This is a genomic window from Serratia sp. LS-1 (genome assembly GCF_003719595.1).
Lineage (GTDB): Bacteria > Pseudomonadota > Gammaproteobacteria > Enterobacterales > Enterobacteriaceae > Serratia > Serratia ureilytica.
In genome coordinates, this window is record NZ_CP033504.1 from 3,201,479 (window position 1) to 3,214,256 (window position 12,778).

Annotated in this window: 13 protein-coding genes, 1 pseudogene and 1 riboswitch; of the genes and pseudogenes, 5 read left to right on the top strand and 9 right to left on the bottom strand. The window is 55.3% G+C overall.

What is annotated here, in order from left to right; all coding sequences use genetic code 11:
* Positions 1-25: 25 nt before the first annotated feature.
* Positions 26-122: riboswitch (TPP riboswitch) on the bottom strand.
* 142 nt (positions 123-264) lie between these two features.
* Positions 265-690 (top strand): GNAT family N-acetyltransferase, encoded by a 426-nt coding sequence (locus EDY99_RS15365; protein ID WP_060660359.1) that lies wholly within the window; start codon positions 265-267, stop codon positions 688-690.
* Here the strand turns inward: EDY99_RS15365 and EDY99_RS15370 are convergent.
* The gene (locus EDY99_RS15370; protein WP_123061894.1) at positions 687-1,910 is read right to left on the bottom strand and encodes an MFS transporter; all 1,224 of its coding nucleotides are present in this window, start codon (positions 1,908-1,910) and stop codon (positions 687-689) included. The genes EDY99_RS15365 and EDY99_RS15370 overlap by 4 nt on opposite strands.
* Before the next feature lie 95 nt (positions 1,911-2,005).
* On the opposite strand from EDY99_RS15370, the gene EDY99_RS15375 reads away from it, so the two are divergent.
* Positions 2,006-2,455 (top strand): helix-turn-helix domain-containing protein, encoded by a 450-nt coding sequence (locus EDY99_RS15375; RefSeq protein WP_042785200.1) that lies wholly within the window; start codon positions 2,006-2,008, stop codon positions 2,453-2,455.
* A 21-nt stretch (positions 2,456-2,476) separates the two neighbouring features.
* On the opposite strand, the gene EDY99_RS15380 is transcribed toward EDY99_RS15375, so the two are convergent.
* Genes EDY99_RS15380 through EDY99_RS15390 form a run of 3 tightly spaced genes read right to left on the bottom strand, consistent with a single transcriptional unit; the run spans position 2,477 to position 3,700 of the window.
* On the bottom strand, positions 2,477-2,722 hold the full coding sequence (locus EDY99_RS15380; RefSeq protein WP_047574036.1) for a DUF1158 family protein: 246 nt from the start codon (positions 2,720-2,722) through the stop codon (positions 2,477-2,479).
* Between the two features lie 55 nt (positions 2,723-2,777).
* Complete coding sequence (locus EDY99_RS15385) at positions 2,778-3,158, bottom strand: putative T6SS immunity periplasmic lipoprotein (RefSeq protein ID WP_049866702.1); 381 nt, start codon at positions 3,156-3,158, stop codon at positions 2,778-2,780.
* A gap of 8 nt (positions 3,159-3,166) precedes the next feature.
* The gene (locus EDY99_RS15390; protein WP_123061895.1) at positions 3,167-3,700 is read right to left on the bottom strand and encodes a type IV secretion protein Rhs; all 534 of its coding nucleotides are present in this window, start codon (positions 3,698-3,700) and stop codon (positions 3,167-3,169) included.
* A gap of 272 nt (positions 3,701-3,972) precedes the next feature.
* On the opposite strand from EDY99_RS15390, the gene rluF reads away from it, so the two are divergent.
* Positions 3,973-4,842 carry a 23S rRNA pseudouridine(2604) synthase RluF gene (rluF, locus tag EDY99_RS15395; RefSeq protein ID WP_123061896.1) on the top strand — a complete coding sequence of 290 codons (870 nt, stop codon included), beginning with the start codon at positions 3,973-3,975 and terminating at the stop codon, positions 4,840-4,842.
* Between the two features lie 117 nt (positions 4,843-4,959).
* Here rluF and EDY99_RS15400 read toward each other — a convergent pair whose 3' ends face one another.
* The 5 genes and pseudogenes from EDY99_RS15400 to EDY99_RS15415 form a co-directional block, all read right to left on the bottom strand.
* Positions 4,960-5,412: a DUF943 family protein gene (locus EDY99_RS15400; protein ID WP_033644077.1), complete on the bottom strand. Its 453-nt coding sequence runs from the start codon at positions 5,410-5,412 to the stop codon at positions 4,960-4,962.
* Positions 5,405-5,671, bottom strand: coding sequence for a DUF3289 family protein (locus EDY99_RS24845; RefSeq protein ID WP_239058514.1), 267 nt, complete (start codon positions 5,669-5,671; stop codon positions 5,405-5,407). Before EDY99_RS24845 ends, EDY99_RS15400 begins: the two co-directional genes overlap by 8 nt.
* Positions 5,672-5,676: 5 nt before the next feature.
* A pseudogene (locus tag EDY99_RS24850) lies at positions 5,677-6,212 on the bottom strand (DUF3289 family protein).
* 181 nt (positions 6,213-6,393) lie between these two features.
* A complete protein-coding gene (locus tag EDY99_RS15410) occupies positions 6,394-9,471 on the bottom strand; it encodes an autotransporter domain-containing protein (RefSeq protein ID WP_123061897.1) in 3,078 nt (1,025 codons plus the stop codon).
* A 195-nt stretch (positions 9,472-9,666) separates the two neighbouring features.
* Complete coding sequence (locus tag EDY99_RS15415; protein ID WP_025303891.1) at positions 9,667-9,981, bottom strand: hypothetical protein; 315 nt, start codon at positions 9,979-9,981, stop codon at positions 9,667-9,669.
* A gap of 175 nt (positions 9,982-10,156) precedes the next feature.
* Between EDY99_RS15415 and EDY99_RS15420 the strand changes: the two genes are divergently transcribed.
* Both EDY99_RS15420 and EDY99_RS15425 read left to right on the top strand, forming a co-directional pair.
* Positions 10,157-10,789, top strand: a complete 633-nt coding sequence (locus EDY99_RS15420) for a response regulator transcription factor (protein ID WP_033644079.1) — start codon at positions 10,157-10,159, stop codon at positions 10,787-10,789.
* A complete protein-coding gene (locus EDY99_RS15425; protein ID WP_122016715.1) occupies positions 10,786-12,567 on the top strand; it encodes a hybrid sensor histidine kinase/response regulator in 1,782 nt (593 codons plus the stop codon). Before EDY99_RS15420 ends, EDY99_RS15425 begins: the two co-directional genes overlap by 4 nt.
* Positions 12,568-12,778 lie beyond the last annotated feature (211 nt).

Genomic DNA, 12,778 nt, shown 5'->3' on the forward strand with positions numbered 1-12,778 from the left:
ACCGGCGTTCAAGAAGGCGGCGCCGGCTGGGCGGCCGTGACTTCCCTACGCTGGCATTATCCAGATCAGGTAATACGGGTATTTCTCAGCCTTCACGTAGAAGGGCACCCCGAGTCATGAAAATCAATAGGTTGTGATCAACGTTGCGTTAATCCCTGCAGGGGATCATGCCAGCGGCGGCGCGGACAAACAAGCGAATAAATTGGCTCGGCAGGCATACGCCGCGCAATGCGCTATAGTGAGCACAAACCACCGGGAGATGCCATGCAGATAAGACCCTACCAAGAGACCGATCGCCCCTTCCTGCGCACGCTGTACCTGGCGTCGCGCAAGGCGGCGTTCGGCTGGCGCGATACCTCAAACTATCAGTTGGAAGATTTCGACGGCGCGACGCTGGGCGAAGCGATTTGGGTGGCGGAAGACGGCGGCGTGCTGCTGGGATTCGTCTCCGTCTACCGCGAAGATAACTTCATTCATAACCTGTATGTCGATCCCCATCAGCCGCCGCGCGGCGTCGGCAGTGCGCTGCTGCATGCGGCGCAAGCCACCTTCACCGCCACCGGTTCGCTGAAATGCCTGGTGAAAAATGAAAAAGCGCTGGCGTTCTACCGCAAGCACGGCTGGCGCATCATCTCCACCGGCAACGACGGCGAAGAAGATTATTACCTGATGCACTCACCGGCCCGCTAATCCTTACCCGCCGCATCCGGCATCCCGCGCAGCGTCAGCCGCCAAAACAGCAATGCGCTCAGGCTGACGCCCGCCCCCAGCCAGCAGACGCCGCTCCAGCCCGCCCAGGCGTACACATGGGTGCCGGCAAAGGCGCCCAGCCCGCTGCCGACGGCGTAAAACAGCATGTAGCAGGCCACCAGCCGGCTGTGCGACTGCGGGTGCGCGCTGAAAATCATGCTCTGGTTCAGCACGTGGATCGCCTGGCCCGCCAGATCCAGCAGCACGATGCCCGCCACCAGCCAAACCAGGCCGCTGCCGAGCAAACCGAGCGGCAGCCAGGCCAGCGTCAACAGCAGCAGACATGTGCCGCTGGCCGCCTGCCCCAACCCCCGATCCGCCAGATGCCCGGCGCGCACCGCCGCCAGCGCGCCCACCGCGCCGACCAGGCCGAACGCTCCCACTGCGGCATGGGTGAAGTTGAACGGCGGCCGGCTCAGCGGCAACACCAGCGAACTCCAAAAGAGGCTGAAAGCGCCGAACATCAGCAGCGCCAGCATGCCGCGAATTTGCAGCGTGCGGTCATGCAGCAACAGGCTCAACATTGAACCCAGCAGCGCGGGATAACTCAGCGTGCTGGGAACGGTGCGTGGCGCTGGCAGCAGGCGCGACAGGATCGGCAGCAATACCAACGTCACTCCGGCAGAGAAGAAGTACACCGTGCGCCAGCCGCCGACGTCCGCCAGCGCGCCGGACAAGGTGCGCGCCAGCAGCAACCCCAGCACCACCCCGCCCTGCGCCGCGCCGACTACCCGCCCGCGCTCCTGCGGCGGCGCCAGGGCGGCGGCGAACGCGATCAGGCCCTGCGTCATGGCGGTGCCCAGTAGCCCCACCAACATCATCCCCACCAGCAGCCAGGCCGCACTGGGCGCCCAGCCCACCAGCAGCAGCGCAGCGATCAGCCCCAGCTGTTGCCCCGCCAGCAATCGATGCCGGTTCAACCGATCCCCCAGCGGCACCACCAACAGCAACGCCAGCGCGCAGCCCAACTGAGTCACGGCGATCACCATGCCGACCGCCGCCAGGCTGATGGAAAAATCGCGGGCGATGGCGTCTAACAGCGGCTGCGCATAGTAAACGTTGGCCACGCTAAAGGCGCTGGCGGCGGCCAACAGCAGCACCAGGGCGGCCGGCAGGCGCCCCAATGCCGCACAGGGAGGTTCCAGCAGTTTGTCGCTCATCGTACACCTCAATGTGGTTTCATTATTAAACCCAATGAACTTTAGGCGCAGAGGTTTTATAATGCAACCAGAATGTGCAGCAGGAGATAATCGTCGTGAAACGTAAGAGCCTGGAAGACGCGCCGTGCCCGGTGGCGCGCACGCTGGATGTGATTGGCGACTGGTGGTCGCTGCTGATCGTGCGCGACGCCTTCGACGGCGTCACCCGCTTCAGCGAATTTCAAAAAGGGCTGGGGATGGCGAAGAACATCCTTGCCACCCGGCTGCGCGCCCTGGTGACGCACGGCGTGCTGGAGATCGTGCCCGCCGCAGACGGCAGTGCCTATCAGGAGTATGTGCTGACCGAGAAAGGCCGCGCGCTATTTCCGGTGATCGTTGGCCTGCGCCAGTGGGGGGAAGATCATTTGTTCGCCGAAGGAGAGGCGCATTCAACGCTGGTGGAAAGCGACAGCGGCCGCCCCGTGCCGCGCCTGACGCCGATCGGCAACGCCGGGCAGACGCTCACCCCGCTTAACACCCGGGTGGTGAAGGTGGGGGAACGGTGATGAGAGTTAATGACGGTGTCCTCAGCTCACCCGTTGAAAGATTAGGCGGATAAAGAACCATTCCAGACATCCAGCCAACAAATAAACCGCGCCAAAAACGAGCGCGCCAAACCATTCCGTATCGTTAAAATGAAAAAACTCACTGGCGTCAATCAGCCAAGCGGTTTGATTCTGGTTTAGCCTGGGTACAGGAAAAGGCTTTATTGTCAGCACAGCCAGCCCAACAACAGCCAATACGTTAGCGAGCAACAGGGCAAATTTTTTCATAGCCTTTCATTCTACAACCTAACGCAGCCCAACAAACTGAACCTAAGAACATACGTTAATCGTTAACCCTCAGGTTGCCCCGTTCGTCGGAGACAACCATGAATGCGGCGGTAATCAAATGCGAACCTTCGGGTGTCTGTACATCGTAGGCGACGGAATAGCGCCTCCCTGGCCGAAAAGCATAGTCGAATACCGGCATGCACCTCCCCGGTTCAACAAAAAAAGCGTCATTATCGATATCTTTAATGAGCTTATCGCCTGATTCGCTATAAATCTGAACGAAGCGGATATTATCCCCCGCCTTCATAGAAGAAAGAATGCAGACATGGTTATCTTTGGCAGTGACGACGGCGGGGAAACGCGGAGTAAACTTATCGCCAGGCCCCGGACAGCCGACCAAGAAGCAGGCCGTGAATAGAACCACATATTTTTTCATGCTCCCTCTCATCCCCTAATAATTTTTTGATAAAGTGCATGAATGTCACGCAAACTATCGGTTCCCCTGTACCTACCCACTCGTCCAGGACGTTGATAATAACGCCACGTTTCAATACCATAAACCAACAGCAGCCAGTAATCAGCAAAAATCGAAGCTTGTTGTTCCAGCGAGTAATCAGTAATTTTATTTCTATCAAGACGATAGTTGTACTCAGCCGCCCAACTAAACAACCCACGCATTCTTACCCATTGTCCATGCTGATGTTGCCATACATGCCCCAATTCATGGATGAAAAGATGTTTATCTTCTATCAGAACCCTATTATCAGAAAAATCGTCTTTATAGAGCTCCCTCCGTAACCATAACTCATCATTAGGTGCCATGGCATAACTTTTGTTTTGTAAGCCAAACGGGAAATAGCTATCACAGTGTATCCATACACGACCATATATAATTGAGTTTCCATATATATGGCGAGCCAATTTTATTTCCCCTATGGTCATACGTCGTAATGTCCCTTCTTCGGCCAATGCGTTCATTTATCCCTCCTTGAATTTATCGATATCCTAATACTTTTTTAAAATGAATCTATACATGAACTCTTAAAGAATTGCATTTGGCATAATCCATTTATAACTTGAATGACTTTCAGGGAAATCCCCATCGATTTTCTATAATTAATTAAACGAGAAAAATATTGCAAATACCTTTGTAGCAACCGTGGTCAGGATACGCGTATCCAGCCCCCCCTGCATGATTCGCTTCGCAGCGCCATCCGGGTAATGTATAGTCCGCGTTTTACGGAGATCCCATGCTGACTAACTCATCCATTCGTCTGAACAAATACATTAGCGAGAGCGGTATCTGCTCACGCCGCGACGCCGATCGATACATCGAACAGGGCAACGTTTTCATCAACGGTAAACGCGCCACCGTTGGCGCCCAGGTATTTGCCGGCGATGTGGTGAAGGTTAACGGTCAGCTGATCGAACCGCGCAATGAAGAAGATCTGGTGCTGATTGCGCTGAACAAACCGGTCGGCATCGTCACCACCACCGAGGACGGCGAGCGCGACAACATCACCGACTTCGTCAACCACAGCAAGCGCATCTTCCCGATCGGCCGCTTGGACAAGGATTCGCAGGGGCTGATCTTTCTGACCAACCACGGTGACCTGGTCAACAAGATCCTGCGCGCCGGCAACAATCACGAGAAAGAGTATCTGGTGACGGTCAACAAGCCAGTGACCGACGAGTTTATTCGCGGCATGGGCGCCGGCGTGCCGATGCTTGGCACGGTGACCAAAAAGTGCAAGGTGAAGAAAGAAGCGCCGTTCGTGTTCCGCATCACGCTGGTGCAGGGGCTGAACCGCCAAATCCGCCGCATGTGCGAACACTTCGGCTATGAGGTCACCAAGCTGGAACGCACGCGCATCATGAACGTCAGCCTGAAAGGCTTGCCGCTGGGCGAATGGCGCGATCTGACCGATGACGAGCTGATTGAGCTGTTCAAGCTGATTGAAGGCTCTTCGTCCGAGGCTAAACCGATGAAGAAAGCCCCGGCCAAATCTGCCCCGGCGAAAAAACCGAGCGCCAGCGGACCGAAAAGCGCCGATAAAACCGCTGCGCCGGCCGGCCGCAAGCGCTTTACCCAGCCAGGACGCAAGAAAAAAGGGCGTTAAACGTCCTTCCCTGCTCAGCCCGCCGTTGCGCGGGCTTGGCGAGGGCGAAACCCTGACCACCACCTAGACGAGTCTGATTGAAAACGAGGAAAAATCAGGGGGTAAGAGTAAGAGTCACTATTTTTTTAACAGCGTGGTCTTACCGTCAGGCTCTTGAGCAAAAGTCTTCCCATCCAGACTGATAAAAATCCTTTTATTAGCATCACCATTAATAATCATCGCTATATCCTTATAGATACATTTGTTCTTGGCATCGCCCTCGGCAAAACAATGATAGTCATCAACACTTCCATCATTGCTACCCGTCGGAGCGGCAACATAGCCATCAAAATTCATTACGGCAACGGTAAAGTGACTCTCGTCTTTGATAATATGATATTTTTCCTGAAGTTTATCTTTATTATCATTCCACCAAGATATTTTACCTTCCGTGGTCAACGGAAGGTATTGAACATAAACAGCAGCACCATCAACCCGCACAACATTAGCCGGCCTGACAAGCACCCAAACCAACCAAAAAGCCGCTACGGCAACCAAAGAAAAGAACGCAACCTTTTTCTTGTTAAGCATAGTTTTCACCTGTCACTATTATCTTCGCGCCAAAGTTGGTGAAAAAGGGTCTAAACGCGAACTCTTTATACCTTTGAAGTACAAACCAAATCCTGAAAAAACCAATAGAATTAAACTTTAACTTGCTAATATCTTCTTTATCCAATCCAAAATGATCCTGAGCTTTATAGCTAATCACGGCAGTATATCTATTACCTTGAAAAACCAAAGAATCAACACTGATCTCTGTACTGTTGACCTCATGCACACTGACTCCCATTCCATTTATCTTATGCAGTCTCCCCAGCGAACATACTTTGGCAAACGGCTCTGTGATAACTGAAGAGCAAATGCCTCTTTATTCAGCCGATATGAGTTAAAGTCAAAGGTGTCGAGAACACTTTTAATTCGAATTAGCGTACTATTTTCTGATTTATCGCTCAGTATCCGCCTTTTATAGGCTAAATCCATTTGAACATCTTGAAAGTCAGTTCCGTTATTGCCCTGCATGTGATTGAAGAGCTTAACTATCAAGCCTTGATAAACGCCAGTAAAAGAAAAGTATCTCGATGCAGCTCTCAGCTCATCAAAAAGCATGGCAACCGCCTTTTCTTTTCCTGCTGCCGGAATATTTCGCGTTGCCGGATGATCATAGGGCGATTTATAAGTACTCCAATCGATAAACGTTGATACTTGCCCCAAGCGATACCGTTGCTTAAGTGACGTTCATCCATATCGCCATATTGCATATCATCCGCAAAACGGTCGTTAAAAGGCTTCTTACTGGTGAAAATCGTTAACGGCCTTGTCAATTCACGCATTGGAAAATCAGTCCCTTGCCCATACCAAGAAGAGCATTAATCATACAGACAATCCCGCCCTGCTCATATCGGGAAATGTCTTAGCGCCCCCTTACGCAGGCTCACGGGAAACTTAATGCCCACCATAAAAAAGGCCCGCATCAAGCGGGCCTGAAAGTACCAGAGAAGTCTAGAGGAAAAATCAGAACGACCAGCGCAGGTTGGCGTTGACCGAATTGACGCGGGTATCGGCGCCGAATTGCCCCTGATAGCCAACATCCAACGTCGCAGCGCGCGACAGCTTCACGCTCACGCCGATATCGCCCACCATCACGTTGTCATCCACGGCCTGGCCCTGAGTAACGAACGCGTCGCTGCCGGCAAACGCCATGCGCGATGAGGTGTTCTTATCGCCGTAGGCATGTTGCCAGCCGAGCGAGCCGTAAAGGCTGACGTTCTTCGGCAGTTCGGTCACGCCGCGCACCCCGAGCGTGGAGTAGAAGGTGTCCATCGTTTCATTGCGCACGCTCAGCGCCGCCGCGCCACCCGACTCCTGGAAGCTGTCGGTATGCAGGCGGATGTAGCTCAGGTTGATGAACGGTTCGACGTTCATCTCCGGCTGGCCGAAACGGTAACCCGCTTCGGTGAACGCCAGCAGCGAGTTCGCGTCATAATCCGACTTCAGCCGATCCGAGAAGCCGCTGAAATCGACGTTGCGCTTGCCTTCAATCTTGTGCCAGGTGTAACCCAGCGCGCCGCGCAGCGAGAACGCATCCTGTTGCCCGGCCGCATACAGGCCGAGGTGGTAGTTGTCGGTATCGGCCTTGGAGCGGCGGCTGTCGACGTCATAATCGCCGCGGCTGTAACCGAAGTAACCGCCGATGCGCACGTTATGGTCCGCCAGCTTGCGATCCGCCCCCAACAGGAAGCCGGTGGTGTTGCCATCCAGCTTGCCCACGTTGCCGTTGCCGCTGTTCCTGCCCCAGGAACTGAAGGTCTGGCCCCAGACGCCGCTGTTTTGCGCCTGCGCCGGTTGCACCAGCGACATCGCCAACGGCGGTATCGGCAGGCTGTCATTGTCGAACAGGCGCAGCATGCGCTGGTTCAGCACGTTGAACAGCTGGGTGCTGCCGGCGATCAGGTTAGACTGCATCGACGGATAGACTTCGCCGGACAGCTGATTGAACGCCTCGCGCGCTTCCGGCGCGCTCAGCAGCAGCAGCGAGTTGTATAGCGCCAGTGAAGGACCGCGCTGCGCCAGCGTGGAGAGCGCGCCGGCGGTATTCCACTGGTTGCCGCTCTCGGCCACCGTTTGGAAAATGCCCGGCTTGCCGCTGCCTGGATTCTCGCCCCCCGGATTTTCCCCGCCTGGGTTTTCTCCGCCCGGATTCTCGCCCCCTGGATTCTCGCCCCCTGGATTCTCGCCCCCTGGATTCTCACCGCCAGGGTTTTCTCCGCCCGGATTCTCACCACCTGGATTTTCCCCACCCGGATTCTCGCCGCCTGGGTTTTCACCGCCCGTGTCTTTCTGCGCGATAGTCAGATCCACGGCGTTGGCGCTGTGTTTTAACGCCACATCGAGGAAGGCGGACTTGGAGACCGCCGACGCGAACTGGCCGTCAATGCCGCCGTCCGAGGTCAGAATGCGGTAGCTTTGGCCGGTTTTATAGCTGGTTTGTGGATCCAGCGCCGTAACCTGCACCTTGGCCCGATCGCTGATGGTGGTTTTGCCCGCCACCAGCAGTTGATCGCTGCGGCCGTCGCCGGCGATATCGACGTCATAGAAGGATTCGCCGATAAAGTTCAGGTAGCGTTTCAGCGTCAGCGTGCCGATATTGCCGTCGCCGGGCGAGATATGGCCGCCGGACTGGATCTCGGTCTGGCCCAGCGTGCCGTTGCCGCCCAGCGTGCCGCCGGCCTTGATCGACGCGGCGCTGCTGTAGCCCAGCCCGTTATTGACGTCGGTGCCCGCCGTCGCGTTAAGGATCAGCGTGCCGCCGTTCTCGGCGCCGAGGGTTTGGATCTCGAAGATGTCGTCTTCTTTCTGGGTATTGATGTCGCTGGCGATGATGAGCTTGCCGCCGCGCGCGGTGACGTTCGCCTGCAGCTCAGAGAGATCGCCGTTCAGCGTCGTGTGCCCGGCGCTGTTGATCACCTCGCCTTCGCCGCTCATCTTGTTGCTGAAAACGTAATTGCCGTCGGTATGGTTAAAGTACACATAGCTGCGGAACAATCCGCCTCGCAGGGCGATCGCCGTCTGGGCATCGATAGTGCCTGCAGCGCCCGCCGCGCCGAGCGTCGGTTCGGTTAACCCGGTGCCGGTGTCCATATTGCCGCGGCTGCCGATAATCAGCGCGCCGCGGTTCGAGCCGGAACCGGTCTTGCCCAGCACCACTTCGTTGCCGCCGGCGGAGAATGTCCCGCCGTCCATGACCGCCAACACGCCGTTGCCGTAATCGCCGACGTTGACGCTGCTGCCGCTGGTAAACCGTGAGCCGTTGCCGGCGATCGTCAGCTCGGCAGTTTTACGCGCGCCCGAGACGCCCGCCACCTGAATATTACCGACGTTGACCGCAGCGCCGTTCAGCACGTCCAGATCGCCGTAGAGCGTGAGCGCACGGCCGACGTTCCACTGGGAATTGTCCCCCTTGACCGTGGCTTTCGGGCTCAGCGTATCGGTCTCACCCGGCCCGCTGCCATTGCCGATGCGTGCGTCAAAGGCAGTGTTCAGCACCGCGCCGTCTTCAATCGCCAGCGTGGAACGTGCCCCCAGATCGGTGCCGACGCTGAGAAAATTGCTGGTAACGCGAGAACCGGCGCCGGTGGCGATAAGGTGGCTGTCATAGCCACGGGTGGTGCCGACCACGATCTCTTTCGCGCTGGCCAGCGCACCGTCTTCAACCCGCAAAGTGCCCCGCCCCAGATTGAGGCCGCCGCGCAGCACGAACTGATCGTTCACCGCATTCAGCTCGGCGTTCGGCCCGCGGACCGTGACTACGCTGTCATGAATTTGGCCGTTGAACATCCGGCCGATATTGATGTTATAGGCGCTGATCTTGCCATTCTCGATCAGCAGGTTGCCGCTTTGGTTACGGCCGACATAAACGTCCCCGGTGTAGGCCAATGATTCGGTAATTTTTGAGTCGCCGTCAAAAATGGCATCGTCTGCGCGAGCGATATCGGCGGGCGCCAGCATCAACAGCGGCGCGGAAAATAGAGCGAGGTAAAGTTTGGAAAGCGGTGTTTTAACCGCTAAAGAATGCGATGTCGTGTCATTCACGGGCTATCTCCGTACTCGTTAGCGTGATGTCGCGGAATGTATTGTTATAAGAAAACTCAATGCGCTAGAGGAGGTATGAGGCGTTATTCCGCGCACGCAGGTTTATTGATCGTCGAAGCAAAAGCTTATTGCCCCCCGGCGCTGGCGCTCCGACGATGGAAAACCAGGAAGCGGCAATACCGCCTCCAAAGCGAATTATTTATGGGTGACTACCGGTGTACAGGTCGGCGCGCTCAGCGACGGCGAGGAGCCTAAAATTCCCGGCATCATCAGCGATGAACAATCGAAAATTCGGCCTTTTTCTGTGGTGGCGCGATAAGAAAGTTTTTGGCCGCCCAACGCATCCGGCTGCGCGCCATTGACATTGGTCACGGTAATTTCGTCCGATGAACCCAGGCCCAGCATTTTAGCGGTTTCCGCCTGCAACAGCGGAATGGCCTGATCGGTTTTCAGGGTGGAACAACCGGCTATCATCATCGTAACGGTTAAAGCGATAAGTGGTTTCTTCATAAATTATCCTTTATAACCAATCAGTTAAAATTACCGATTGGCTTTATGTTTTCTCTTATCCAAATCCTCGAATAATATATTTCCCTTTCCTAAACGAAAAAACCCTCCTAAAGTAGGGAGGGTTGATAATAACTCATCAGACCTATCTGATATTTGAAGGCGAAAGGAGAATCCTTTGGGGCAGGATTATGCGTTGGTCGTTGATGACCATCCATTGGTAGCAAGCGGCATCGCTAATTTTCTCAGCACGCATTGCCGATTCAAACAGGCGCATGTGGTGACCACAGAAGAGAATTGCTACCGTCATATTAGGGAAAACGGCCCGCCGCGTTTACTGGTGATCGATTTTTGGCTCTCTTCCGGTACGGCGTTGAAATTACTCAAAGAAGTAAAGCAACTTTATCCTCAGGTGCGGATCTTGGTGGTTAGCGGCGACGAGAATAACGATATCTGGCAGAAAGTGCACACTGCCGGCGGGCATGGATTTGTATTAAAAAACGAACCTCCTGAATTATTCGCCAAGGCGGTCTTTGCGCTGAACGATAATCAGGAATGGTTTCCTGACGGGAATGAGTTCGCCGTTAAAAGCAACCACGAGCATTTAAAAAAATTTAATTTAACCCCGCGACAAATTGACGTATTAAATATGATGATGCGCGGCCTGCCCAATAAAAGGATCGCCGCGCAGCTGTCTATTTCCGAACCCACCGTCAAAGAACACATCAGCAATATTTTGAAAAAGATCGGCGTCAACAGCCGAGTGGAAGCCATTACGCTGTTGCACGGCAAACGGGAGCCGTCGCAATGAGGTTTTTCCAGAATTTACAAAATGATGGCATCTCACCACGCGCGCAGATCCGCCTGCTGGACAACACCTTCATGCGATTGGTGTTCAGCTTTACCGCCGTACCTTTCGTCGGCATCCCTTTCGCCATCTGGATTTATTTGCTGGGGGATGAACTTGGCCCAACCATTGCCTGGATCATGGTTTACCTGCTATGCGCCGTGGCGATCAGAATATGGCATCGGCGCTACCTGCGCGAGGCCAAAGAAAATGATGAAGACACCGTGCTGCGCCGCTGGCTGCCGCGCATTAATAAGGTGGCCTTTATTCACGGGCTGGGGATCTCCTCACTCTATTTAATTACCCCGCAGACCCATAACTTTGATTTTTTCCTGCTGCTCAATATCAGCATCGCCGCGATCGTCGCCGCCAATGCAACGCATCTGACGCCCGTCATCAGCACCTTTACGCGTTTTTTCTTCGCCTCCTGGGGGCTGCTGAACCTCGGCATCATCTGGCGGCTGGAAGACGTGATGTTCATCGTGCTGATGCTGAACTTGCTGTACGGTTTCGCCATTTATCGCCACGCGTTAACCTCACATGCGTTCTTTATTCAGCAAGCGCTGCTCGAAGAGCAAAGTTCGCGCCTGGCGGAACAGTTCCGCCAGGCCAAAGAAGAGGCGGAACAGGCGCTGTTGGACAAGAACCAGTTCCTGACCACCGCCAGCCACGATCTGCGCCAACCGGTGCACGCCATGGGTTTTCTGATCGAAGCCATCATCCACAAAAACCGGGACGACAGCCTGACGCCGCAGCTGCTGGATCTGCAGCAGAGCGTGCGCTCGGTGCATCTGATGTTCAATTCGCTGCTTGATCTCAGCAAGATCGAATCCGGCAACGTGCGCACCGCCGCCACCCATGTGGATATCGGCGCACTGCTCGACTCAGTGATCACCCTGTTCCGCGAAGAGGCCAACAGCCGCTCGCTGGCGCTGCGCACCTGGCGGCCCAGGCGGCGCATCTGCGTGATGGGCGATCCGCTGCTGGTGCGGCAATCGCTGATCAATCTGATCCAAAATGCCCTGCGCTACACGCAACGGGGCGGCGTACTGATCGCCATCCGCCCGCGCGGCGCCGAGTGCCTGGTGGAAGTGTGGGATACCGGCGTAGGCATCGCCGACGAAGAGAAAAGCAAAATCTTCTCCCCTTACTACCGCCCCGAGCTGGCGTGGAAGATAGACAGCGCCGGGCACGGGCTGGGGTTGGCAGTAGTAGCGCGCTGCGCCAAGCTGATGAAGGTGGAGTACGGCATGCACTCCGTCGAAGGCAAAGGCTCGCGCTTCTGGATGCGCTTTGCGCAATACCTCGGCGAAGACAAAGCGCCGGAGATCGCGGCGACGTACGACAACACCGCCACGCCCACCCGCTACGCGCCGCTGCGGGGATCCTGCCTGGTGGTGGACGACGATCCTTTGGTGACCTCCGCCTGGGAAAGCCTGATGAGCACCTGGGGCATCACCGTGCGCTGCGCGGCCTCCGCCGAGGAAGCCTTCGCCATCGTCGACGACGGCTTTACGCCGTTCGCCGTGCTGTGCGATCAACGCCTGCGCTCCGGCGAGAGCGGTTTCGACATCCTCAAAGCGTTGTTCGAACGCCTGCCGGACGTGAGTGGCGCCATGGTCAGCGGCGAGTTCAATTCGCAAGTTCTGCAAGAGGCCGAGCAGGAAGGCTATCTGGTGCTGCGCAAGCCTCTGGAACCGGCCAGGCTGCATGCGCTGTTGACGCAGTGGGGGGCAAGTTAAGAGTGGTTTGGCACTTCATGAAACACTGCATGTAGACTCATCATATAAAGACCTTATTTAATATCGCGCTATCAATAGATTACATTTACATTAAATAAAAACATCAGATATGGTTTTAAAAAAAATAATAACATTTAATAACTATTAGCAATAATATGTATAAGTAGTAAGAAAAATGATAGCTTAGGTCAAAGAATCATTTTACTTACAA